General features: G+C 59.5%; 21 protein-coding genes. 8 read left to right on the top strand and 13 right to left on the bottom strand.

Annotated elements, in window-relative coordinates:
• Window positions 1–21: 21 nt before the first annotated feature.
• The gene (tsaD, locus tag CFBP1590_RS02885; RefSeq protein WP_058431048.1) at window positions 22–1,047 is read left to right on the top strand and encodes a tRNA (adenosine(37)-N6)-threonylcarbamoyltransferase complex transferase subunit TsaD; all 1,026 of its coding nucleotides are present in this window, start codon (window positions 22–24) and stop codon (window positions 1,045–1,047) included.
• Between the two features lie 8 nt (window positions 1,048–1,055).
• Here tsaD and plsY read toward each other — a convergent pair whose 3' ends face one another.
• The gene (gene plsY / locus CFBP1590_RS02890; RefSeq protein WP_004887799.1) at window positions 1,056–1,625 is read right to left on the bottom strand and encodes a glycerol-3-phosphate 1-O-acyltransferase PlsY; all 570 of its coding nucleotides are present in this window, start codon (window positions 1,623–1,625) and stop codon (window positions 1,056–1,058) included.
• Between the two features lie 74 nt (window positions 1,626–1,699).
• Between plsY and folB the strand changes: the two genes are divergently transcribed.
• Complete coding sequence (folB, locus tag CFBP1590_RS02895; RefSeq protein WP_004887801.1) at window positions 1,700–2,053, top strand: dihydroneopterin aldolase; 354 nt, start codon at window positions 1,700–1,702, stop codon at window positions 2,051–2,053.
• Window positions 2,044–2,571, top strand: coding sequence for a 2-amino-4-hydroxy-6-hydroxymethyldihydropteridine diphosphokinase (gene folK / locus CFBP1590_RS02900; protein WP_088234454.1), 528 nt, complete (start codon window positions 2,044–2,046; stop codon window positions 2,569–2,571). The genes folB and folK overlap by 10 nt, the downstream gene beginning before the upstream one ends.
• 409 nt (window positions 2,572–2,980) lie before the next feature.
• Here the strand turns inward: folK and CFBP1590_RS02905 are convergent, their stop codons facing one another.
• From CFBP1590_RS02905 to CFBP1590_RS02955, 11 genes are all read right to left on the bottom strand, one after another.
• The gene (locus tag CFBP1590_RS02905) at window positions 2,981–4,213 is read right to left on the bottom strand and encodes a multifunctional CCA addition/repair protein (RefSeq protein WP_043305471.1); all 1,233 of its coding nucleotides are present in this window, start codon (window positions 4,211–4,213) and stop codon (window positions 2,981–2,983) included.
• 96 nt (window positions 4,214–4,309) lie between these two features.
• Window positions 4,310–5,872, bottom strand: coding sequence for a SpoVR family protein (locus CFBP1590_RS02910; protein WP_088234455.1), 1,563 nt, complete (start codon window positions 5,870–5,872; stop codon window positions 4,310–4,312).
• A complete protein-coding gene (locus CFBP1590_RS02915) occupies window positions 5,869–7,140 on the bottom strand; it encodes a YeaH/YhbH family protein (RefSeq protein ID WP_004885330.1) in 1,272 nt (423 codons plus the stop codon). Before CFBP1590_RS02915 ends, CFBP1590_RS02910 begins: the two co-directional genes overlap by 4 nt.
• Before the next feature lie 136 nt (window positions 7,141–7,276).
• The gene (locus tag CFBP1590_RS02920) at window positions 7,277–9,199 is read right to left on the bottom strand and encodes a PrkA family serine protein kinase (RefSeq protein ID WP_004885332.1); all 1,923 of its coding nucleotides are present in this window, start codon (window positions 9,197–9,199) and stop codon (window positions 7,277–7,279) included.
• 283 nt (window positions 9,200–9,482) lie between these two features.
• Window positions 9,483–9,806, bottom strand: a complete 324-nt coding sequence (glpE, locus tag CFBP1590_RS02925; protein ID WP_004885333.1) for a thiosulfate sulfurtransferase GlpE — start codon at window positions 9,804–9,806, stop codon at window positions 9,483–9,485.
• A complete protein-coding gene (locus tag CFBP1590_RS02930) occupies window positions 9,803–10,705 on the bottom strand; it encodes a symmetrical bis(5'-nucleosyl)-tetraphosphatase (protein ID WP_088234456.1) in 903 nt (300 codons plus the stop codon). The genes glpE and CFBP1590_RS02930 overlap by 4 nt, the downstream gene beginning before the upstream one ends.
• Window positions 10,705–11,085, bottom strand: coding sequence for a Co2+/Mg2+ efflux facilitator ApaG/CorD (gene apaG / locus CFBP1590_RS02935; protein ID WP_004885335.1), 381 nt, complete (start codon window positions 11,083–11,085; stop codon window positions 10,705–10,707). The genes CFBP1590_RS02930 and apaG overlap by 1 nt, the downstream gene beginning before the upstream one ends.
• A 116-nt stretch (window positions 11,086–11,201) precedes the next feature.
• Window positions 11,202–12,008 carry a 16S rRNA (adenine(1518)-N(6)/adenine(1519)-N(6))-dimethyltransferase RsmA gene (rsmA, locus tag CFBP1590_RS02940; RefSeq protein WP_004885336.1) on the bottom strand — a complete coding sequence of 269 codons (807 nt, stop codon included), beginning with the start codon at window positions 12,006–12,008 and terminating at the stop codon, window positions 11,202–11,204.
• Entirely contained in the window at window positions 12,005–12,994 is a 990-nt protein-coding gene (pdxA, locus tag CFBP1590_RS02945; RefSeq protein WP_088234457.1) for a 4-hydroxythreonine-4-phosphate dehydrogenase PdxA, read from the bottom strand. The genes rsmA and pdxA overlap by 4 nt, the downstream gene beginning before the upstream one ends.
• Window positions 12,991–14,313: a peptidylprolyl isomerase gene (locus CFBP1590_RS02950; RefSeq protein WP_057409966.1), complete on the bottom strand. Its 1,323-nt coding sequence runs from the start codon at window positions 14,311–14,313 to the stop codon at window positions 12,991–12,993. Before CFBP1590_RS02950 ends, pdxA begins: the two co-directional genes overlap by 4 nt.
• A complete protein-coding gene (locus CFBP1590_RS02955) occupies window positions 14,294–17,074 on the bottom strand; it encodes an LPS-assembly protein LptD (RefSeq protein WP_088234458.1) in 2,781 nt (926 codons plus the stop codon). Before CFBP1590_RS02955 ends, CFBP1590_RS02950 begins: the two co-directional genes overlap by 20 nt.
• A gap of 129 nt (window positions 17,075–17,203) precedes the next feature.
• Between CFBP1590_RS02955 and CFBP1590_RS02960 the strand changes: the two genes are divergently transcribed.
• From CFBP1590_RS02960 to CFBP1590_RS02970, 3 genes are read left to right on the top strand one after another with little or no spacing between them, the layout of a single operon-like run.
• Window positions 17,204–18,229 carry an aminoglycoside phosphotransferase family protein gene (locus CFBP1590_RS02960; protein WP_088234459.1) on the top strand — a complete coding sequence of 342 codons (1,026 nt, stop codon included), beginning with the start codon at window positions 17,204–17,206 and terminating at the stop codon, window positions 18,227–18,229.
• Window positions 18,230–18,270: 41 nt separating this feature from the next.
• Entirely contained in the window at window positions 18,271–18,945 is a 675-nt protein-coding gene (murU, locus tag CFBP1590_RS02965) for an N-acetylmuramate alpha-1-phosphate uridylyltransferase MurU (protein ID WP_088234460.1), read from the top strand.
• A complete protein-coding gene (locus CFBP1590_RS02970) occupies window positions 18,942–19,709 on the top strand; it encodes a TerB family tellurite resistance protein (protein WP_088234461.1) in 768 nt (255 codons plus the stop codon). Before murU ends, CFBP1590_RS02970 begins: the two co-directional genes overlap by 4 nt.
• A gap of 339 nt (window positions 19,710–20,048) precedes the next feature.
• On the opposite strand, the gene CFBP1590_RS02975 is transcribed toward CFBP1590_RS02970, so the two are convergent.
• On the bottom strand, window positions 20,049–21,014 hold the full coding sequence (locus CFBP1590_RS02975) for an alpha/beta hydrolase family protein (RefSeq protein ID WP_058431035.1): 966 nt from the start codon (window positions 21,012–21,014) through the stop codon (window positions 20,049–20,051).
• A 154-nt stretch (window positions 21,015–21,168) separates the two neighbouring features.
• Between CFBP1590_RS02975 and CFBP1590_RS02980 the strand changes: the two genes are divergently transcribed.
• Window positions 21,169–23,130, top strand: a complete 1,962-nt coding sequence (locus CFBP1590_RS02980; RefSeq protein WP_374729054.1) for a sensor histidine kinase — start codon at window positions 21,169–21,171, stop codon at window positions 23,128–23,130.
• Window positions 23,127–23,756: a response regulator gene (locus CFBP1590_RS02985; RefSeq protein ID WP_004885362.1), complete on the top strand. Its 630-nt coding sequence runs from the start codon at window positions 23,127–23,129 to the stop codon at window positions 23,754–23,756. The genes CFBP1590_RS02980 and CFBP1590_RS02985 overlap by 4 nt, the downstream gene beginning before the upstream one ends.
• The last annotated feature ends 192 nt before the right edge of the window (window positions 23,757–23,948 follow it).

Below are 23,948 nucleotides of genomic sequence, written 5' to 3' on the forward strand. Positions count from 1 at the left end.
CCCCCTACAAGGCGCAAACCCATGCTAGTACTGGGATTAGAAACGTCCTGCGATGAAACCGGCGTCGCGCTTTACGACAGTGAGCGCGGTTTGCTGGCCGATGCATTATTCAGTCAGATCGACCTGCACCGTGCTTATGGCGGCGTGGTGCCGGAGCTGGCTTCGCGTGATCACGTCAAGCGCATGCTGCCCCTGATTCGCCAGACGCTGGCCGAGGCCGACTGCGTCGCAACCGACATCGACGCCATTGCCTACACCGCAGGGCCGGGACTTGTGGGCGCTCTTCTGGTCGGTGCGTCCTGCGCACAGGCCTTGGCGTTCGCCTGGGACATTCCGGCGTTGGGCGTGCACCACATGGAAGGCCATCTGTTGGCCCCGATGCTGGAAGAAAATCCACCCGAGTTTCCGTTCGTCGCTTTGTTGGTGTCCGGCGGCCACACGCAGCTGGTTCGTGTCGATGGCATCGGCCAATACGAGTTGCTGGGCGAGACGCTCGATGACGCGGCAGGCGAAGCGTTCGATAAGACCGCCAAGATGATGGGCCTGCAATACCCCGGCGGTCCGGAGATTTCCAGACTGGCGACTCAGGGTCTGGCGGGGCGCTTCACGTTTCCGCGGCCGATGACGGATCGTCCTGGCCTGATGTTCAGCTTCAGCGGTCTGAAAACGTCTGCACTCAACACCTGGCAGCAGTGCCAGAGTGCCGGGGACGACAGCGAGCAAACCCGTTGCGACATCGCTCTGGCCTTCCAGCAGGCGGTAGTGGAGACTTTGACCATCAAGTGCAAGCGCGCGCTCAAGCAGACGGGCCTCAAGAGCCTGGTCATCGCGGGCGGTGTCAGCGCCAACAAGGCGCTTCGTCAGTCGCTGGAGAGCATGCTGGGCGATCTGCGCGGGCAAGTGTTTTATGCGCGTCCCGAGTTCTGCACCGACAACGGCGCGATGATCGCCTATGCGGGCTGTCAGCGTTTGCAGGCAGGCCAGAAGGAAGACCTGAGCATCAGCGTGCAGGCGCGCTGGCCAATGGAGCAACTGTCGGGGCTGTAATACACCGATCAGAAATGCCGTTCGCGCCCGGCGAGCAGGTCGCGTAGATTGCCGCGATGTCGCCAGACGATCAGCAGTGTCAGGACGCTCATGGGCAGCAATGCCCGAGGTTCCTGCCAGGCCAGCAATGGCAGTGTGAGGGGTGTGGCGATCAGCGCGGCCAGCGAGCTGGTGCGGGTCAGGCGGAACGTCAGCAGCCAGGCGGCGATGGCCAGTGCGGCAGCGGGAAGATAAAGACCTAGCAGCACGCCGGCAGCCGTGGCGACACCTTTACCACCGCGAAAGCGGAAGTACAGCGGGAACAGATGGCCCAGTACGGCGCACACGCCGATCCAGCCCTGTTGCGAAGGATCAAGCCCCCAGGCGCTGGCGATCAGTACCGGGACCAGACCTTTGCACAGATCGCCGATCAGCGTGAGGATGGCCATTTTTTTACCGGCCAGACGCAGCATGTTGGTCGCGCCTGCGTTGCCTGAACCGCTTTCACGCGGGTCGGGACCGCCGTTGAGGCGACTGAGCAGGATGGCGAAGGACAGTGAGCCGAGCAGGTAGGCGAAGGTCGCCAGTAACCAAAACATGCTAACCATTCCGGGCGAGGATGCCCTGATTCTAACGGCGCATCGCGCCCTTGTCGTGCAGTGGAGAGTAGTGCTTGGACAGAGTTTTCATTCAGGGTCTTGAGGTCGATACCGTGATCGGCGCGTACGACTGGGAGCGCGGCATTCGTCAGTGCCTGCGTCTTGACCTGAGTTTTGCCTGGGACAACCGACCTGCGGCCGCGGGTGATGACCTGAGCAAGGCACTCGACTACGCCAGTGTTTCGACCCGCATCCAGGCCTTTGCCGAGCAGGCGCAGTTTCAGTTGGTCGAGACGTTTGCCGAGCGCCTGGCCGAGGTGCTGATGGCTGAGTTCAATATCCCCTGGCTGCACCTGAGGCTGACCAAGCCCGGTGCGGTCGCTGCCGCCGCCGGTGTGGGCGTGGAGATCGAGCGCGGATGTCGCTGACGCGGATTTTCCTCGGGCTCGGCAGTAACATCGAGCGCGAAAAACACCTGCATGCCGGGCTCGATGCGCTGGACAGCTTTCTGAGTGAGTTGAGCTGTTCGCCGGTCTTCGAGAGTCATCCGGTGGGCATCAAGAGCGGTCCGTTTTTCAACCTGGTGGTGTCGGCTCTGACCGATCTGCCGTTGATGGAGCTGGACCGCCGTCTGAAATTCATCGAGGCCGACAACGGCCGCTACGCCCCGGATCGCAAAGGACTGCCGCTGGACATCGACGTGCTGCTGTATGGCGAGCAGGTCGGCAACTTCGACGGGCTTATCCTGCCTCGCGCCGAAATTCTCAAGAATGCGTTCGTCTTGTGGCCTTTGTCGCTGATTGCCCCTGATCGTCTGCACCCAGGTGTTGGTGTGCCGTTCAGCACGTTGTGGGCTGACGCGCAGATCGATCAGCAGCTATGGCCTGTGGCGTTCGAGTGGAAAGGCCAGGCGTTGACGCCTGCGCAGTTGCTCAAGGGCTTATGATCGTGCCCACGCGCTCGGCGTTATACATAAGTCCGCTTCAACACTGATCGTGCCCATCGCTCTGCGTGGGCATGCCTCCCGTGACGCTCCGCGTCACAAATGGCACAGACTGAGGATTCATTAAGCCGAGCGCATGACGTGGATAACGCTGGAGCTTGGGCACACATCTGCGCCACATTCCAGAGCGGACGCGGAGCGTCCTGGGAGGCATTCCCACGCAGAGCGTAGGAACGATCAGCATGATCTCAAGCACGCCGATCATGCCCAAGCTTGTGCTCAGCGTTATACCCGAGTCTTGCTACGACCAAGGGGTATGCATTCAGTCAGTCACTTTCGTTTAGGCCCCCGTTTTGCGCGGCTTGCGGACTTGTGTATAACGATGAGCGCTGGAGCCTAGGAATCGATCGACTTACCTATTGCCATACTCCGCTTTGTACACTTTCAGCGCATCCAGTCGCGCATTTTTCAGGGCGTTGCCCAGCTCCTGACCCTGCAAGCCTTTCTCGAGCAGTGGCTGTACCGACACCGCCCGTGCCGCTTCTGCGGCGCCGCGCAGGTACTGCGCCTGTGGATAACTGCGCTGCTCGAAACCATGACGGCCTCGTGCATCCATCTCGCACGCGGCGATGAATTCCTCGAAGCGCTGCGGCCTGCGGTACACGTCGAAGCTGTGCAGCAGTTCCAGCACAGTGGAGGGCTTGAGTTCCAGCGCCCGATGTCCGTGTGTGTGGTACTGGCCGACCAGCAACGCCAATTCCTGACACTCCCTCGGTACCCGGAAGCGTTCGTTGACAGCCTTGATCAGGCGCAAGCCGGTGTGCTCGTGGGCGATGTGTCTTGGCCATTCCGACTCCGGGGTCAGCCCTTTGCCCAGATCATGAAGCAGGCAGGCCCAGCGCACGCTCAACGGATGCTCGTGAAGGGCAGCCTGCTCCAGCACACTCAGTACATGCACGCCGGTGTCGATTTCAGGGTGATGCGCGGCTGGCTGAGGTACGCCGAACAGGTCCTCTACTTCGGGCATCAGTTCTTTCAGCGCGCCACACTCATGCAGCACCTCGATGAACACCTGTGGTTGTTTTTCCATCAGGGCGCGAGAGATTTCCTTCCAGCTGCGCTCGGGTGTCAACGCCTTGAGCTCGCCGGATTCACTCAGTTGCCGCATCAGGCCCAGCGTCTCGGGAGCGATGCTGAAACCATGCGGCGCATAACGAGCGGCGAAACGGGCAACGCGCAGTACACGCAGGGGATCTTCGGCGAACGCGGGGGAAATGTGACGCAAAATGCGCGCTTCTAGGTCCTGCTGGCCGTGATAGGGGTCGGTCAGGTTGCCGTCCTTGTCTTCGGCCATCGCGTTGATGGTGAGGTCGCGACGGATCAGGTCCTGCTCGAGCGTAACGTCAGGGCTCGCATGAAAAACAAAGCCGCCATACCCCACGCCACTTTTGCGCTCAGTGCGTGCCAGCGCATATTCCTCGCCCGTCAGCGGGTGGAGAAATACCGGAAAATCGGTGCCGACCGGACGATAGCCCTTGACCAGCATGTCTTCAGCCGACGCGCCGACGACCACCCAGTCGATATCGGTGACGGGTAAACCCAGGAGGCGGTCGCGTACGGCGCCGCCCACTTTAAAAATCTGCATAAAAAACCTCCGTAAGCGCGACAGGATAAACCTTGCGTCGTCCTTACGGAGGCTAAAACCGAACGATGACCGGTTTAAGCTTCACGTCTTCAGGATTTAGAGGTGTACAACCGCCAAATCGAGCCGGGGATATTCACTGTCGGCGTGCTCGCCTCTCGGTGGTACGTGGTGGGTTTTCACGATCTGATCGCCCTGCAGGGTTTCCAGATGGATGTCGAACCCCCACAGGCGATGCAAGTGCTTGAGCACTTCATCGGTGGAGTCGCCCAGCGGTTTGCGGTTGTGCTGCTGATGACGCAGGGTCAGCGAACGGTCTCCGCGCCGGTCGATGCTGTAGATCTGGATGTTGGGCTCGCGGTTACCCAGGTTGTAATGCGCGGCCAGTATTTCGCGAATGGTGCGGTAGCCGTTCTCGTCATGGATGGCCGGGACCAGCAGATCATCTTTCAGGTCGTCGTCCATGATGCTGAACAGTTTGAGGTCGCGTATGACCTTGGGCGAGAGGTACTGAAGGATGAAGCTCTCGTCCTTGAAGCTGCTCATCGCGAACTTGATCGCGGTCAGCCAGTCAGTGCCGGCAATCTCCGGAAACCACTGACGGTCTTCTTCGGTCGGGTGCTCGCACATCCGGCGGATGTCCTGATACATCGCAAAGCCCAGCGTGTAAGGGTTAATGCCGCTGTAGTAGGGGCTGTCGAAGCCGGGTTGATAAATGACGCTGGTATGCGACTGCAGGAACTCCATCATGAAGCCGTCGGTAACCAGACCCTCGTCATAGAGGTCGTTCATCAATGTGTAGTGCCAGAACGTGGCCCAGCCTTCGTTCATCACCTGTGTTTGTCGCTGGGGATAGAAGTACTGCGCAATCTTGCGCACGATGCGCACCACTTCGCGCTGCCAGGGCTCCAGCAGCGGCGCGTGTTTCTCGATGAAGTAGAGAATGTTTTCCTGAGGCTCGGCAGGGAAGCGTGCATTGTCTTCCTTGCCGCCTTCCTTCGCACTTTTCGGGATGGTGCGCCACAGGTCATTGATCTGGCGCTGCAGGTGCTCTTCCCGATCCTTCTGCCGACGCCGCTCCTCTTCCGCCGAAATCGGATACGGACGCTTGTAGCGGTCCACGCCGTAGTTCATCAGCGCATGGCAGGAGTCGAGCAGGTCTTCCACGGCGTCGATGCCATGGCGTTCCTCGCACTGCATGATGTACTGCTTGGCGAACACCAGGTAATCGATGATCGAACTGGCATCGGTCCAGGTGCGGAACAGGTAGTTGCCCTTGAAAAAACTGTTGTGGCCATAGCAGGCATGAGCGACCACCAGCGCCTGCATGCAGATGGTGTTTTCTTCCATCAGGTAAGCGATGCAGGGGTCGGAGTTGATGACGATTTCGTACGCCAGACCCATCTGGCCGCGCGTATAGGATTTTTCAGTGCTGAGGAAGTGTTTGCCGTAGGACCAGTGGTGGTAGCCCAACGGCATGCCGACCGAGGCATAGGCGTCCATCATCTGCTCGGCGGTGATCACTTCGATCTGGTTGGGATAAGTGTCCAGCGCATAACGATCAGCGATACGGCTGATTTCGCGGTCGTAGGTCTGGATCAGTTCGAACGTCCACTCTGACCCCGTGGAAATGGGTTGGCGTTTCTGCTCTCTGGCGGTCATGACACTAACCTTCGCTGGAAGAGTTCGCGGAATACCGGATAGATATCACCGGCAGAGACAAGCTGCTGCTGGGCGAACGTGTCGGCATATTCCTCTCCGATGCGCTCATATTCATACCAAAGTGCCTGATGTTCGCGCGGCGTGATCTCCACGTAGGTGTAGTACTGCACGAACGGCATGATCTGCTTGGTCAGGATGTCGCGGCAAATCGGCGAGTCGTCGTTCCAGTTGTCGCCGTCGGAAGCCTGGGCCGCGTAGATATTCCATTCACTGCTCGGATAACGCTCGGCCATGATCTCCTGCATCAGTTTCAGGGCGCTGGAGACGATGGTGCCGCCGGTTTCCCGAGAATAGAAAAACTCTTCCTCGTCCACTTCGCGGGCACTGGTATGGTGGCGAATGAACACGACTTCGATCTTGTCGTAGTTACGCTTGAGGAACAGATACAGCAGGATGAAAAAGCGTTTGGCGATGTCCTTGGTCGCCTGGGTCATGGAGCCGGAAACGTCCATCAGGCAGAACATCACAGCCTTGGAGCTGGGGTTGGGCTGCTTGACCAGCAGGTTGTATTTGAGGTCGAAGGTGTCCAGATACGGCACGCGACGAATGCGCGCCTTGAGGCGTTCGATTTCCACCTCAAGCGCTTGAATGTCTCCGAAATTGTCAGGTTCTTCGCGCTTCATGCGCTCAAGTTCGCTGTTGGCTTCCTTGAGTTTTGCCCGGCTGCTGCCCGACAGGGCAATGCGTCGCGCATGGGCGGAGCGCAGCGTACGGATGATGTTGATGCGCGAAGGATTGCCTTCGTTACTGATCCCGGCGCGCACGGTCTTGAAGGTGTCCGTGCCGGTCAGGTTGCGTTTGACCAGGTTGGGCAACTCCAGGTCCTCGAACATGAATTCGAGAAATTCTTCCTGGGTGATCTGGAACACGAACTCATCCATGCCTTCGCCGGAATTGCTCGCCTTGCCAGGTCCTTTGCCGCCACCGCCGCCTTGCGGCCTGGCGATGTGCTCGCCGGTGGTGAATTCCTTGTTACCAGGGTGAACGACGGTCTGTTTGCCGCCACGTCCGTGATGCAACACAGGCTCGTCGATGTCTCGACCGGGAATACTGATCTGTTCGCCATGCTCCATATCAGTAATGGAGCGGCGGCTGACAGCTTCTTCCACTGCCTTCTTGATGTGGTCACGGTAACGCCGCAGAAACCGTTGCCGGTTTACCGTGCTCTTGTTCTTGCCGTTGAGACGTCGGTCAATCACATAGCTCATAGGCCCTCCGGGCAGCTTCAAGTTGCAAGCTTCAAGCCGTGAGGCTGAAGCTTAAAAGCAAGCGCTGGCACAAAAACAGCACCTCAGACGAACCTACGCCCGCCTGAGGCTTACAGCCTGCCGCTTGCCGCTGCCATTACTGCGACTTGCGTACGCGCAGATACCATTCGGAGAGTAGACGTACCTGTTTATCGGTGTAGCCCCGTTCAACCATTCGAGTGACAAAGTCGTTGTGCTTCTGCTGGTCTTCCTTGCTGGCTTTGGCGTTGAAGCTGATGACCGGCAGCAGGTCCTCGGTGTTGGAGAACATTTTCTTCTCGATCACGACACGCAGCTTTTCGTAGCTGAGCCAGGTCGGGTTCTTGCCGTTGTTGTTGGCGCGGGCGCGCAGCACGAAGTTGACGATCTCGTTGCGGAAATCTTTCGGGTTGCTGATACCGGCAGGTTTCTCGATCTTTTCCAGCTCCTCGTTCAGTGCCACACGGTTGAGAATCTCGCCAGTCTCCGGATCGCGGTATTCCTGATCCTGAATCCAGAAGTCCGCGTACAGCACGTAGCGGTCGAAAATGTTCTGCCCGTACTCGCTGTAGGATTCCAGGTAAGCGGTCTGAATCTCCTTGCCGATGAACTCGATGTAGCGCGGTGCCAGGTATTCCTTGATGAAGCGCAGATAACGCTCGCGCGTCTCGGCAGGGAATTGCTCCTGTTCGATCTGCTGTTCCAGCACATAGAGCAGATGCACCGGGTTGGCCGCGATTTCATGCGGATCGAAGTTGAACACCTTGGACAGAATCTTGAACGCGAAACGGGTCGACAGACCGTTCATGCCTTCGTCGACGCCCGCGCTGTCGCGGTACTCCTGAATCGACTTGGCTTTCGGATCGGTGTCCTTGAGGTTCTCGCCGTCGTACACCCGCATCTTGGAGTAGATATTGGAGTTGTCCGGCTCCTTGAGGCGCGACAGGGTGGTGAACTGCGCCAGCATCTTCAGCGTGTCCGGTGCGCAATGCGCCTTGGACAGAGAGCTGTTGAACAACAGCTTGTCGTAGATCTTGATCTCGTCGCTAACCCGCAGGCAGTAAGGCACCTTCACAATGTAGATACGGTCGATGAAGGCTTCGTTGTTCTTGTTGTTGCGGAAGCTGTGCCATTCCGATTCGTTGGAGTGCGCCAGCAGAATGCCGGTAAACGGAATCGCGCCCAGCCCTTCGGTACTGTTGTAGTTGCCTTCCTGAGTAGCCGTCAGTAACGGGTGCAGGACCTTGATCGGCGCCTTGAACATCTCGACGAATTCCATCAGGCCCTGGTTGGCCCGGCAGAGCGCGCCCGAATAGCTGTAGGCGTCGGCGTCATTCTGCGGAAACTCTTCCAGCTTGCGGATATCGACCTTGCCGACCAGTGCCGAGATGTCCTGGTTGTTCTCGTCACCCGGTTCGGTCTTGGCCACAGCGATCTGGTTGAGAACTGATGGATAGAGTTTCACGACCTTGAACTGACTGATGTCGCCCCCGAACTCAGCCAGACGCTTGGTCGCCCAGGGCGACATGATGGTGCTCAGGTAGCGCCGCGGGATGCCGAAGTCTTCTTCGAGAATGGCACCGTCTTCATTGGCATTGAACAGGCCCAATGGCGACTCGAATACCGGCGAGCCCTTGATGGCGTAGAACGGGACTTTTTCGATCAGTTGTTTGAGTTTTTCAGCCAGAGACGATTTACCACCGCCAACCGGGCCGAGCAGATAGAGGATCTGCTTCTTTTCTTCCAGGCCTTGGGCGGCATGGCGGAAATACGAGACAATCTGGTCGATGCATTCTTCCATCCCATGGAAGTCTGCAAACGCCGGATAGCGACGTATCACCTTGTTGGAGAAAATTCGCGACAGCCGCGAGTTGGCGGAAGTATCCACCAGCTCAGGTTCGCCTATGGCCAGCAGCAGACGTTCTGCCGCCGAGGCGTATGCGCTGCGATCCTGTTTGCAGAGCTCAAGATACTCCTGCAGCGAGAGCTCTTCCTGACGTGTGGTTTCAAAGCGTTGTTGGAAGTGGCTAAAAATACTCATGACGTCACCTCGCTCGATACGTTGAGCCGGCGGCGGATCGTCAGTCGATGCTGGCAGCAGCTGAGTATCCAGATGCCGTTTACCCCCCAGAACACCATAAAAGTAACTACCGATGACCCACGCGCCGGTGTACCGGCTCTCCCCTGATTTCGGATGGCCTAGGCTAAGGATAGTTCGGATTCGGAAAGATAAAGAAGGGATGAGCGAGAAGACGGGCTGACCGTTCGTCAGTTGGGGCGCGAGCCCGCGTAGAACGCGGGATCGACTGTCATAAAAATATTTTTCAGTTGCCTTGTACGGTTTCGGCAGGAAAAGTCGAGCGCCACAGCTCGAAGCCGCCGTCCACGCTGTACACGTCCGAGAATCCCTGACCCACGAGATAGGCCGCTGCGCTCTGGCTGGAGTTGCCGTGATAGCAGATCACCACAAGGGGTTTGTCCAGATCGGCTTTGGCGATGAAGTCGGCGATCGAGTGGTTGTCCAGGTGCTGTGACTCGGGAATGTGGCTGCTCTCGAACGTCTGGGCGTCACGAACATCGACCACGACCGCGCCTTGCTCGCGCAGTGCCTGAGCCTGTTCGGGGGGGATGCGTTTGAAATCGGTCATTGCGTGGGCTCCTGAGCCTGTGGCTGCTGATGACGGCTGGCGTCTGCCGGTATTCGGGTGATGGTCGGTGTTGCTACGTGGCCGACAGCATCGCAATTGCATTGATGACGTTCAAGGGTGTCGACGTTGAGCAGCGTCATGGCACCGCCCCACACGCAGCCGCTGTCGAGCGCGAAGACGTCCGGCTCGTCACAGCGACCTTCAAGCGCGGCCCAGTGGCCAAAGATGATCTTCACCGAGCGAGTCTTACGGTTCTTGTGAGTGAACCAGGGCGCGTAGCCAGGCTTGGCCGTCTCGACGCCTTCCTTGCCCTTGAGGTCGAGCTTGCCATCGCTGGTACAGAAACGCATCCGCGTGAAGTAGTTGGTGATGACCCTTAGCCGGGTGACGCCGTTCAGATCGTTGTCCCACTTGGCAGGCTCGTTGCCGTACATGCCGTCCAGAAACGGTTCGTACAGATTGTCGTCCTGCAGAGCCTGTTCGACTTCGGCTGCATGCTTGAGCGCTTTCTTCAGCGACCACTGCGGTGCGATTCCGGCGTGGACCATCGCGACGTTGCGCGATTCGTCGTAATGCATCAGTTTCTGCTGGCGTATCCAGCCCAGCAGCTGGTCACGATCCGGCGCTTCCAGGATCTCACGCAGCGTGTCGCCTTTTTTCAGGCGCTCGATGCTGCGTGCGGCGGCCAGCAGGTGCAGGTCATGATTGCCCAGCACGCAGACCAACGATTGACGGATGCCGTACAGGAACCGGAGTGTCTCCAGCGACTGGGGGCCGCGGTTGACCAGATCGCCCACCAGCCACAACTGATCCTTTTCAGGGTCGAACTGCACATCGTCAAGCAGGCACTTCAGCGGATCCAGGCAACCTTGCAGGTCGCCTACGGCGTACACCGCCATCAGTGAAGGGCACCCGGAACGGCAAGGCGGAACGGGGCGATGACGGCGTCGAAGCGTTTACCGTCTTCGGCCAGCATCTGATACGAGCCCTGCATGTTGCCGACCTTGGTCGTCATCACAGTGCCGCTGCTGTACGTGTGGCTCTGACCAGCCTTGATCAGCGGTTGCTGGCCCACCACGCCTTCGCCACGGACTTCTTCGACGTGACCGTCGCCATCCGTGATGACCCAGTGCCGGGACAACAGCTTGGCAGGCAGCTCGCCATTGTTCTGGACCGTGATGGTGTAGGCGAACGCGAAGCGATTCTGCTCGGGTTGGGACTGTTCTGCGAGGAAGCGCGTGACGACGCTGACGTCGACCTGATAACGGGAATCGGACATTCAGTAGGCCTTGAAATCCATAGCGAAAAAAACGGAGTGCTCAACAGCAGCATCAGTCTAGGACAAGTAAACGGAAAATGACCAATGGCCGTCAGCCGCTTACCTGTCACCAATGCTTACTCCGCGAGGGCTTTCTCGCCCAGCTTGTCGGCCAGACGAACGAAAGCGGCCAGGTCCAGTTGCTCCGGACGCAGACTGCCGTCTACACCCGCAGCGGTGATGTCATCACTGCTCAACAGCAGTTTCAAGGTGTTGCGCAGGGTCTTGCGACGCTGGTTGAAGGCTTCACGTACGACGCGCTCCAGCAGGCGGTGATCCTTGGCCGGGTGGGGCAGGGTTTCGTGCGGCACGAGGCGCACAATGGCCGAGTCCACTTTGGGCGGCGGGTTGAACGCACCAGGCCCCACGTTGAACAGGTGCTCTACGCGACAGTGATACTGGACCATGATCGACAGGCGACCCCAGTCACCGCCGCCAGGGCCGGCTGCAAGGCGCTCGACCACTTCCTTCTGCAACATGAAGTGCATGTCGCGGATCAGACTGGCGTTCTGCAAAAGGTGGAAGATCAGCGGCGTCGAGATGTTGTACGGCAGGTTGCCGACGACCCTCAGGCTGCGCGGCTCGGCACCCAGGCTGTTGAAGTCGAACTTCAGCGCATCACCTTGATGCAGGTTGAAGTTCGGCTTGCCGGCGAACTGGCTGTTGAGGATCGGGATCAGGTCCTTGTCCAGCTCCACAACGTCGAGGTGGGCGCCGCTGTTGAGCAGGCCTTCCGTCAATGCGCCCTGACCCGGACCGATTTCCAGCAGACGGTCTTCGGGTTTGGCGCGAATCGCGCGCAGGATCTTGTCGATAACGCCTGCATCGTGCAGGAAGTTCTGCCCGAAACGCTTGCGCGCCCGGTGTTGGTAGAGCTCGGTCATGAATGGGTCTCGGCCATCTGGTAGGCGGTTTGCAGTGCGACGTGCAGGCTGCCGGTGTCGATCTTGCCACTGCCCGCCAGGTCCAGCGCGGTGCCGTGGTCGACGGACGTACGGATGATCGGCAGGCCCAGCGTCACATTGACGGCTGCGCCGAAGCCTTTGTACTTGAGTACGGGCAGGCCCTGATCGTGGTACATCGCCAGCACCGCATCGCAGTGCTCCAGATATTTGGGGGTAAACAGAGTGTCGGCAGGCAGCGGACCACGCAGGTCCAGGCCGTCGCTGCGCAGGCGCTCCAGAGTCGGTTCGATGATGTCGATTTCCTCGCGCCCCAGATGCCCGCTCTCGCCGGCATGCGGATTGAGACCGCACACCAGGATGCGCGGGTGAGGGATACCGAACTTGTTCACCAGATCGGCATGCAGGATGCGCGTGACGCGTTCCAGCCGGTCCGGGGTAATGGCATCGGCCACATCGCGCAACGGCAGGTGTGTGGTGACCAGTGCGACTCGCAGGTCGCCAGTGGCCAGCATCATCACCACCTGTTCGGTATGGGTCAGTTCTGCGAGGAATTCGGTGTGTCCGGAGAAGGCAAAGCCGCCTTCGTTGATCACGCCCTTGTGCACCGGGGCGGTAATCATGCCGCTGAACAGGCCGTCGAGGCAGCCTTGCCCGGCGCGTGTCAGGGTTTGCAGCACGAACCCGGCGTTGGCCGTGTTCAGCTCACCCGTGACCACTGGCGCTGCCAGCGGGGTATCCCAGACATACAGGCTGCCCGCAGGGGCGGGCGAGTCGGGGAGGGCATCTGGCATCACTTCGAGCAGGTTGACGGCCACGCCCAATTGCGCGGCCCGCTCGGTGAGCAGGTCGCGGCTGGTAATGGCAATCAGGGGGTGTGGCTGAGGCTGCGTGGCGAGCAGCAGGCAAAGGTCAGGACCTATGCCGGCCGGCTCGCCGGGTGTCAGAGCGAAGCGCTTTGGTTTCACTGAGCAGCCTGGGCTGCGCCAGGAAGCTTGATTTCAACGTAGGCTTCGTCACGGATCTGACGCAGCCAGGTTTGCAGCTCTTCGTCGTACTTGCGGTTACGCAGTACGTTCAACGCTTGCTGATCACGAGCCTGGCTGGTGGCGTCCGTGGCGCGACGGCCCAGAACTTCCAGAACGTGCCAGCCATAAGCGGTCTTGAACGGTTTGGACACCACGCCCTGAGGCGTTTCAGCCATGACTTCACGGAACTCTGGAACCAGCGAGTTGGGGTCGACCCAGTTCAGGTCACCGCCGTTGAGTGCCGAACCCGGATCTTCCGAGAAGCTCTTCGCCAGTTCGCCGAAATCTTCGCCGTTTTCGATGCGGTCATAGATCTTGGCAGCCAGACGCTTGGTTTCTTCTTCGCTGCGGATTTCGCTTGGCTTGATCAGGATGTGGCGCACATGCACTTCATCGCGCATCTGTGCCTGACCCTGTCCACCGCGCTTTTCAAGCAGCTTGAGGATAATGAAACCGCCCGGTGTGCGCGCCGGAGGCGTCACGTCACCAATCGGCATCGAGCTGAGCATGTCGCCGAACGGAGGTGGCAGTTGGGCCGCCTTGCGCCAGCCCATGTCGCCGCCTTCCAGCGCGCTTTCGCTCGACGATTTGGCAATCGCCATCTGTGCGAAGTCGGCGCCTTTCTTCAACTGGTCGTAAACGTCCTTGGCCCGGCGCGCTGCCGCCTGAATGGCATCGGACGATGCACTGTCAGGCGTGGCGATCATGATGTTGGCCAGGTGAAACTCTTCGGACAGCTGAGCCTTGCCCAGATCGGAGGCCAGGAAGTTCTTCACTTCCTGCTCGGAGACCTGGATACGCTCTGCCACACGACGCTGGCGCACACGGCTGATGATCATCTCGCGACGAACCTGCTCGCGTGCATCGTTGTATGACAGACCGTCATGGGCCAGCGCTGCACGGAACTGGTCAACGCTCATGTTGTTGCGCTGAGCGATGGTGCCGATGGCCTGGTTCAGTTCTTCGTCAGTGACGCGAATGCCGGAACGCTCGCCAATCTGCAACTGCAGGTTTTCCAGAATCAGACGATCCAGAACCTGCTGCTGCAGTGCTTCGGCAGGCGGTACGCCCGACCCGCGCTTGGCGATGGTTTGCTGAACTTCACGAACACGCTGGTCCATCTGGCTTTTCATGATCACGTCGTTGTCGACGATGGCCACGACACTGTCCAGAGGCTGAACCGCTGCATGCACAGCACCGCTCAGGAGTAACGCGCCCAGCATCAGCGGGCGCAGACAATCAGAAAGCTTGGTCTTCACGTTCACGATAACCTTGGATGCCTTTGTCGAGGAAGCTCTCTACTTTGGCGCCGGTCACGCCGCCGAGTCCCTTCAACACGATTTGTAGGAATATGCCGCGGTCGCCTTTTTCGTTCTGAGGCGCTTCCTGGCTGAACTCGTCGTAATCAATCCAGTAACGGTTGATCAGGCGCAGCTTCCAGCAGCAGTTGTCGTATTCGAAACCACCAAAGGCTTCGATGGTACGGTCGCGGTTGTAGTCATACTGCCAGCGGCTGATGAGGCTCCACTGCGGGACAATCGGCCAGATGACCGAGAAGTCATGCTGCTGGATCTTGTAGTAGTCCTTTACGTAGCCAGGGGTGCCCGGTGTGCCATAGTCGCCACCGCCCACGGTCCAACGGCCAGTTGTCTGGTCGAAACGGATCTGGTCATCGCGATAGCGATAGCCGAAGTTCACGACCTTGTTCGGGTTGTCCTCAGGCTGGTAATGGAACATCGCGCTGCCCGAGCGGGTGCTCTTGCTGTCCGGATCCCAGTTGAAGTCCGAGTTGAAGCGCCAGTCGCGGTTAAAGCGGTAGGCGTATTCAAGGGCGTAAGGCGAAACGTTGGCCTTGGCATCGTCACGGTCGGCAAAGGTGATGCCGGGCAACTGAACCTCGCGATCTCGGAAGTAAATCGCCTGACCAATACTGAATGTCTGACGCTCAAAGCCGTTGTCTTCGATCCAGCGGTTGGTGATGCCCAGCGACAGCTTGTTTTCGTCACCGATACGGTCGACACCACTGAATCGGTTATCGCGGAATAGAGACGCGTAATTGAACGTGCTTTCACCCGAATCGAAAACCGGGATATCGGTTTGATCTTTCTTGGGAACATAAAGATAGAACAGGCGCGGCTCGAGGGTCTGACGATAATTCTTGCCGAACCACTGAGTGTTGCGGTCGAAATACAGGCCGCTGTCGACACTGAAGATCGGCACGCTGCGGCTTTGGCTACTGCTGTACTCTTCGTCAGCCAACAGCGTGTTTTTGCCCTGACTGTCCAGATCCAGATCGTACTGGGTGTATACATACTTGAGCTTTGGCGTCAGGAACCCATAGGTCCAGTTCATCGGCAAGCTCATGGACGGTGCCAGATTCAGACGATCGCCATTGGAGCGCGCCAGACCTGCAACGTTTCTGTCCAGTCGCACCGATGAGTTGCCATTTTCATCAATGAAGTTGCCGTCGCGCAGATCACGCTCGAAACGAACCGCTTCGGTCTCGTAATCGAACTTCAATCCGCCCGGATTGTAAGGCAGAGTACCGTTCAAGGTGATCTGCGGCAGGCGGTTGTATGGCGTAATGTTCGCAATCGTCGCCAGCTTGTACGCTTGGGCATTGAACGTGGCGCGGTAGCTGTCGCCACGATACGTCAGGGACCCCTGCTGATTGATGAAATCAGTCCTGCTCACACCAATCTGATCGGTTTCCAGATCCTGGAAATAGTACGGATCGCTGATATCGGTGTAGTCGACCTTGGTCAGCCAGCGCGAATCAAGCCCGCCCGTGTGCTGCCAGTTGATCATCCAGCGCGTCTTGTCGTAGTCCGACTGCAGCTTGCGCTCGTCGTCTTCGTCGTTCAGGTAGCCGCCACCGAACTGGCCTTCGCTGCTCTTGGTCAGGTAGCGGAACTCGCCTTCCATCAAGAGACCGCGTTTGGCCATGTAACGCGGGTACAACGTGGCATCGTAGTTCGGCGCCAGGTTGAAGTAGTAAGGCGTGACCAGCGTGAAACCGGTGTCGCTGCCTGTACCGATGGTAGGCGGCAGGAAACCGGACTGGCGACGGTCGTCGATCGGGAAGTAGATGTACGGCGTGTAGAGTACCGGTACGTCCTTGACCCGCAGCGTCACGTTGGTCGCGGTGCCGAAACCGGTGGCCGGGTTCAGCGTGATGTTGTTGCCTTTGAGCGTCCAGGCGTTGCTGTTCGGCTCGCACGTGGTGTATGTGCCGTCCTTGAGGCGAATGATCGCGTTCTCGGCACGCTTGGCGTACAGAGCGTTACCGCGAATGTTCGACTTGTGCAGGACGTACTCGGCGTTGTCGACACGGGCTTCGCCGGTGTCGAGCTGCAGTTCGGCCTTGTCGCCGACGATCAGTGCGCCGTTGTCACGCAGACGCACGTCACCGTTCAGCTCGCCACGGTTCTCGGCCTGATGCAGGGCGGCTTCCTGAGCCTGAACCTGCATGCTGCCTTGACGCAACACGACGTCACCAGCGAGGGTCGCAACCTGTGCTTCCTGCTCGTAACGCGAGGCTTTTGCACCGACGAACATCGGTGCATCGCTCATCTTCGTCTTGTCGTCCATGCCCGGGCGAATCGGCTCTACGTAGGCACCCGAGCAATACGGACCGGTTTCGGCCAGTTGCGCTGCGGTGAGCTTTTCACGAGGAACCCAATCGAGGTGACTGTAGTCAGCACTACGCGACCTCAGGCCTTTGCCCTTGGCTTCGGTGACCAGTTGCGTGGTCGCAACCGGTTCGCCGGCGGAAGTGCTTTCCGAGGTCACAGTACCGTTGGAACTGACCGACGTCGTGCTGTGCACGGGGCGCGGAGGCAGTTCAACGGCAGCGGTGCCGGATTTAGGCGCACAATTCCAGGCACCCGAAGCAGAGACTGAGCAGTCATACTGTTCCGCGGCAACCACGAATTGAGTGGCCAGAGGTTGCATCGCCAGCAGACTGCCGGTTACGAGCAACGGAAATTTTTTACGAAACGCGGGGGATTTCAATGCCATCTTATTAGTCCGGGCTTCCTGCGCGCCATCTGCCCGCGGGGGGGCCGCACGCCTCTCGATGGGCTGAAAAAGATTCCGGATAATAAAGCATGACCCGCTTGACGGCTAGCGCCGTCGGAGACCCTTGTAATGCCAGATCAAGATATACGCCTGCAATCCCTGAAAGTTTGGCTGGATAAGCAGTTGCCAGCGCTGTTCGCCGCGCAGAACTGGGGCGCCGTACCCCCGGCCACGTTGACTGCGGCCAGCAGCGATGCGAGTTTTCGTCGTTATTTCCGTTGGGAGGGCGAAGGGCGAACTTTTATTGTGATGGACGCGCCGCCACCCCAGGAAAACTGCAAACCGTTTGTGGATATCGCTCATTTGCTGGAAAAGTCCGGCATAAATGTTCCGAAAATTTACGCTGAAGATCTCGCGCAGGGCTTTTTACTGCTCAACGATCTGGGTCGCCAGACTTATCTGGACGTGATCGATGCCGATAACGCGGATGTGTTGTTTGCCGACGCCATCGAGTCGTTGCTGGCTTATCAACAATTGCCGATGGATGCGCCGTTGCCCAGCTATGACGTGGCCTTGCTGCGCCGTGAGCTGGAGCTGTTTCCCGAGTGGTACGTGAAGCGTCATCTGGGCATCGACATGGACGAGGCGCAACTGGCTGACTGGCAGCAGGCCAGTGATTTGTTGATCGAAAGTGCGCTGATACAGCCCAAGGTGCTGGTGCATCGCGACTATATGCCTCGGAACCTGATGATCAGCGAGCCCAATCCGGGCGTGCTGGATTTTCAGGATGCCGTGTATGGCCCGGTCACCTACGACATCACCTGCCTGTTCAAGGATGCGTTCCTGAGTTGGCCGCAGGAGCGCGTCAGCGACTGGTTGAAAATCTACTGGGACAAGGCGCGGGCGCTGGGCATTCCGGTCCATGAAGACTTCGCTGCGTTCGAGCGGGCCAGCGACCTGATGGGCGTACAGCGTCACTTGAAAGTCATCGGCATCTTCGCGCGTATCTGTCATCGCGATGGCAAGCCGCGTTATCTGGGCGACGTTCCACGCTTTTTCGCCTATATAGAAGCCGTTCTTTCGCGACGTCCGGAACTGGCGCAACTGGGTCAGTTGCTGACCAGCCTGCAGCAGCCCGTCGAGACAGCCGTCTGACTCATTTTGAAAAAGGTACCGATTGTGTTGAAGAGGATTGCATGAAAGCGATGATTCTCGCTGCCGGGAAAGGCGAGCGCATGCGCCCGTTGACCCTGCACACGCCAAAACCTCTGGTGCGCGCAGGTGGTGTGCCTTTGATCGAATATCACCTCAATGCTTTGCGTGAGGCCGGGTTTCACGATCTGGTCATCAACCATGCGTGGCTGGGGCAGCAGATCGAAGACTGGCTCGGCGACGGCCAACGCTTCGGCCTGAACATCCGTTACTCCCCTGAAGGCGAGCCGTTGGAAACAGGTGGCGGCATCTTCCGCGCCCTCCCTTTGCTGGGCGACGAGCCGTTTGTGGTGGTCAATGGCGACATCTGGACGGACTACGACTTCGCCTCGCTGCGTCGACCGTTGACGGGGCTTGCGCATCTGGTGTTGATCGACAACCCGGCGCATCACCCGACGGGGGATTTCTCGCTGGTTGACGGTCAGGTACTCGATGACGACTCGGCTGGGCATCGCCTCACCTACAGCGGTATCGCGATTTTGCATCCTGAACTGTTCGCCGGTTGCGAGGCGGGCGCGTTCAAGCTGGCGCCGTTGCTGCGTGATGCCATGCGTGAAGGGCAGGTAACCGGTGAGCATTTCAGCGGACGCTGGGTGGATGTCGGTACTCATGAACGGCTGGCCGAAGTGGAGCAGTTGCTGGCGGGACGTACTGAATGATCTGGCCGGGCACACTGGCAGGCGCTGGTATCGGGTACGCGATTGCCGACATACCCGGTGCGATGCTGGGCGCCTTGCTGGGGCAGGCGCTGGACCGTCGATTGAAACTGTACAGCTGGGCGCATCTGCGTGAGCGTCTGGGTGGTCGCCCGGCTGTTCATGACGATGAATTACTGTTCGTGCTGCTGGGGCGCCTGGCCAAATGTGACGGGCGCGTGGTCGCCAGTCACATTCATCAGGCGCGGGTCGAGATGCAACGACTGAGCATGGACAAGGCGGGCCAGTTGCGTGCAATTAATGCGTTCAAGCGCGGCAAGGACGGATCCGATGGGCTGCGCAGTTATCTGCGCGGTTTGAGAGATAAACCGGACAACGCCGAAGGATTGTTACGCGCCTGTTGGCGAATGGCATGGGCCGATGGCAAGGCGTCCCGGGCCGAGCGCGAGCTGATTGGTGTGTGGGGCATGTGGCTGGGCTGGACCGAACCGCAGATCGAAGCACTGGCCGCCGAACATGATCCGATGAAGCGGCCGTCAATCGGCAGCACTGACGCCTACAAGGGTGCACTGCTGTTGCTGGGCGTGCAGGCCGACACGGATCCTGTGACCATCAAGCGTGCCTATCGGCGGCTGCTCAGCCGCCACCACCCGGACAAGATCGCAGGCTCGGGCGCCAGCTCATTGCAGGTGCGTGTGGCGACCGAGAAAACCAGCGAACTGCACAACGCTTATCGACTGATCAAGGCGCGCCGCGGGTTTCAGTGATGATGCTCACTCCTATGAGTGGGAGGCGGCTTGCCGGCGATGCAGTCGACGCGGCATGTCAGGAAAGTCGCGTCATCGTTCATCGCCGGCAAGCCGCCTCTTATCAAACAACCTGCAACCCACTGAAGAAACTGGATTTTGTGGGAGCGGACTTGTCCGCGAAGGGGTGGTGCAGACGATGAAGGTTCAGCGACTGAAATGCAGCATTCGCGGACAAGTCCGCTCCTACGGTCCGGTGTGTGCTGCGCGACAGCGCTACGTCGAAGACGTGGTGACGCCTCCCACAATCGGGTGATTGCTACGGACAGCGTGTTTCAACACGCCAAGAGCATCCCCGGCCTATTTGGCCTCGACCCAGCCGCGAACCCGGCGGAACAGTTGTTCCTGTTCTGTCTCTGCATTGCCTGCAATATTGATCAGCCCGATTTGTGTGAAGCCCGGTCCCTTGGCGCGTTTGCTGGCCTGGAGGCGTTCGGTCGCTGCCTGCTGGGGCGGGTTTTTGTAGATGAAGTCGGCGGTATTGACCTTCAGCGTGGGCACCATGTCCAGCAGTGACGGTGGCGTGTCGAGCGGTTCGCGTGCGGCCACCAACACCAGTTTCTGCACCAGAGGCGACGGGCGCTCGCTCATGTAGCGCGTCGCCCAATAAGCGCCGCTGCTGTGGCCGAGCAATACGATGCTGTGCGCCTTGTTCTGCTGCGCAAAGGCAATCGCGCTATCAATGCGGGCAAAGACCCTTTCAGCCTGGGCCTTGTTGCGTTCTTCATCGGCCGCTGCCTTGGCCGTGTCGGCGCTGGCCTGGGCTTCTGCCTCGGCGGCCGCATCCTTGGCAGGCGCATCCTTTGGCGCTTCCTTGGGTTTTTCAGCGCTGGCGTCGCCGGTCGCGGCGTCAGTGTCACGCGGCATCAGCGCAGTGTCCTGTGCGTCCGGTAAGGTGACGCTCAGGCTGGACCAGCCGACATTGGGAAACTTGCGTCGCAGCGGGCCGACCACGTCGGGCCAGTCCGGCGATTCGCCTGCGCCAGGCAGGATAATGACGGCACCTTGCGGCTCGTCAGTGTTGGCCGGTTTCCAGAGCGCCAGAAAGCTTTCGTCGCCTGCCTGCAGTTGCTGCTGATCCTCTTTGGGCAGTTGACGCTCAAGCGCGATGGCATCTTCCTGCGCGCGGCTGGGCAGTGGCGCGCGCTCTTCGGGAGCGTCTTTGGCCGCGTCCTTTGGTGCATCTGCTGCCAGGGCAGGCAGGGCACAAGGAATGATCAATGACAGAAACAATGCAGGAAACATTGCGCGAATGGTGTGGGACATCGGATATTCCAAGCCAGAAACGATACCGGCAGCCTAATGGGTTGATCGGCTTTTGTCAGGCGTGAGCCTGGGCGCACTACCTCTATATGAGAACGACACGTTGCTAACTCGTCTTCGGTGCATCGGTTTTATCGGCTGCCTGGCTGTGCTCTTGATGGCGCAGGCGGCAAATGCACAGTTCGATGCATCTGACATTGCTGCACGTGCCCAACTGAGTCCGGTGCAGCGCGACTGGCTGAAACAGCATGGCCCGTTGCGCGTCGGCCTTGTCCTGCGTGCGCCCTATGCGCAGTTCGATCAGCGCCTGCAGCAGTTGTCGGGGGCCAACGTCGAGTTCATGAATGCCCTGGCGGCCACGCTGCCGGTGGAATTGCTGTGGCGAAATTTCGCTGATCAGGCTGCGCTCGAGAAAGCGCTGGCCGAGGGCGAAGTGGACGTTGCGCCTGGTCTGACCCAAACGCCTGCAGGACTCAAGCTCTGGCTGTTCTCCGATCCCTATCTGCGAGTGTCCCAGTTGTTGATCGGCGAACGGGACGGCAGCACCGCCGTGGATCTGGACAAGCTCGACAGTCTCTCCCGAGTGGCGGTGCGCATGCCCAGCGCCACGGCCGATTACCTGCGCAGCAATTACCCGCACCTGAATCTGCAAGGCGTACCGCTGGAGCGTCAGGCCTTGCAGTTGCTGCTCAGTCAGCAGGCGCGCTATGCCGTGGCCGATGAAGCCCAGCTCAGTCGCCTGCTGCGCGAGCCCGAGTTTGCAGGTCTTGCGGTGGTGGGCGACATCGGCCTGCCGCTGTTGCTGAGGGTCGCGTCGCGCCGGGATGCCCCGGAGCTTGCGGACATCATCGGTGAAGCGTTGCGTGCCATTCCGGCCAGAGAACTGGACCAACTGCACACCCGCTGGATGCCGCTGACGCCTTCGCATTTCAGCGAATCACCGGGCCTCTGGCAGAACCTGTGCATCCTGCTGCTGGTGATGCTGCTGGCCTGTTTCGCCATCGTGATCTGGCAACGTCGTCAGCAGCAGGCGCTCGAGCAGGAGTTGCTCACGGCCCGCGATGACATCGCCCGCCGGGTGCAAGGCGAGGAGTCGCTACGGTTGGCGCAGTTTTCCATCGACCAGAGCACCGTCGGCATTCTCTGGGTCAACTGGGACAGCCGCGTGCGCTACGCCAACCGGGCGGCAGAAACCATGCTCGGTTATGCGCCGGGTAAAGTCGTCGAAAGGCCCTTGATTGATTTCGATCCCAGCCTGCATATGGATCGCTGGCTCAACCTGTGGAAAAACGCTCGCTCGACTGAAGAAAGCCCGCAGTTGTTCGAGACCAATTGTGTGCGCGCCGACGGCAGCGTATTGCCAGTCGATGTGTCGCTGAGCTTTCTGCGCTTTCGCGAGGCGGAATATCTGGTGGTCTTCCTCAGCGATGTCAGCGAACGACGTCGCGCCCATGATCAGTTGCGTGAACTGTCGGCTCACCTGGAAAGCGTGCGTGAAGAAGAAAAAGCCAGGATCGCCCGCGAGGTCCACGACGAATTGGGGCAGATGCTGACCGTGCTCAAGCTGGAAACCTCGATGTGCGAACTGGCCTACGCCGATCTGGACCCCGGCCTGAGAGAACGGCTGGGCAGCATGAAGAAGCTGATCGCGCAGTTGTTCCAGTTGGTACGCGATGTGGCGACCGCGCTCAGACCGCCGATTCTCGATGCGGGCATTGCGTCGGCCATCGAGTGGCAGGCCCGGCGTTTCGAGGCGCGCACGCAGATCCCGTGTCTGGTGCAGGTTCCGGATAATCTACCGTCGCTCAGCGATGCGAAGGCGACGGGGATGTTCAGGATCCTTCAGGAGGCGCTGACCAATGTTATGCGCCACGCGCAGGCGCACACGGTCGAAATCAGCCTGACGCTCGAGCGCGACATGCTCTGCATGACGGTTGCCGACGACGGGCAGGGCTTTGTCATCGAGTCCGGCAGGTCGGCGTCGTTCGGCGTGGTCGGGATGCGCGAACGGGTATTGATGCTGGGCGGTCGATTGGAGCTGGACAGCGAGCTGGGTGAGGGCACAACCTTGCGCGCCTATATTCCGTTGGACCCCGCTGGACAGGAGCGAGCAAAGTGATCCGTGTACTGGTAGCCGAAGACCACACCATCGTGCGTGAGGGCATCAAGCAGTTGATCGGCCTGGCCAAGGACCTGCAGGTGGTGGGCGAGGCGAGCAATGGCGAGCAACTGCTGGAGACGCTGCGCCACGTGGCTTGCGAGGTGGTGCTGCTGGATATTTCCATGCCGGGTGTCAACGGACTTGAAGCGATCCCGAGAATTCGTGCCCTGAACAATCCGCCAGCCATTCTGGTGCTGTCGATGCATGACGAGGCGCAGATGGCGGCCCGCGCCTTGAAGGTCGGTGCCGCAGGTTACGCCACCAAGGACAGCGATCCGGCGCTGCTGCTGACGGCGATCCGTCGCGTGGCGGCAGGCGGGCGTTACATTGATCCCGAACTGGCCGACCGCATGGTGTTCGAAGTGGGCCTTACCGACAACCGCCCGTTGCACTCGCTGCTGTCCGAGCGCGAATTTTCGGTATTCGAACGACTGGCCCAGGGCGCGAACGTCAACGACATCGCCCAGCAACTGGCACTGAGCAGCAAGACGATCAGCACCCACAAGGCGCGCCTGATGCAGAAAATGAAGCTCAACTCGCTGGCTGACCTTGTGAAATATGCGATGGAGCACAAGCTGCTCTGAGTCTGAAAACGACATGTATCAGAGTTTTGGACACCGACCCGTGGGAGCGGACTTGTCCGCGAAGAATGGGTCAGGCGACGCAGATGCTCAGGGTTGGCTACTTTTCGCGGACAAGTCCGCTCCCACCTGATTCCGCGCAGTTTAGAAGACATACCCATCCCCGCCATCCTTGTAGGGCAATCCCTACCCCTG

Source organism: Pseudomonas viridiflava (assembly GCF_900184295.1).
Lineage (GTDB): Bacteria > Pseudomonadota > Gammaproteobacteria > Pseudomonadales > Pseudomonadaceae > Aquipseudomonas > Aquipseudomonas viridiflava.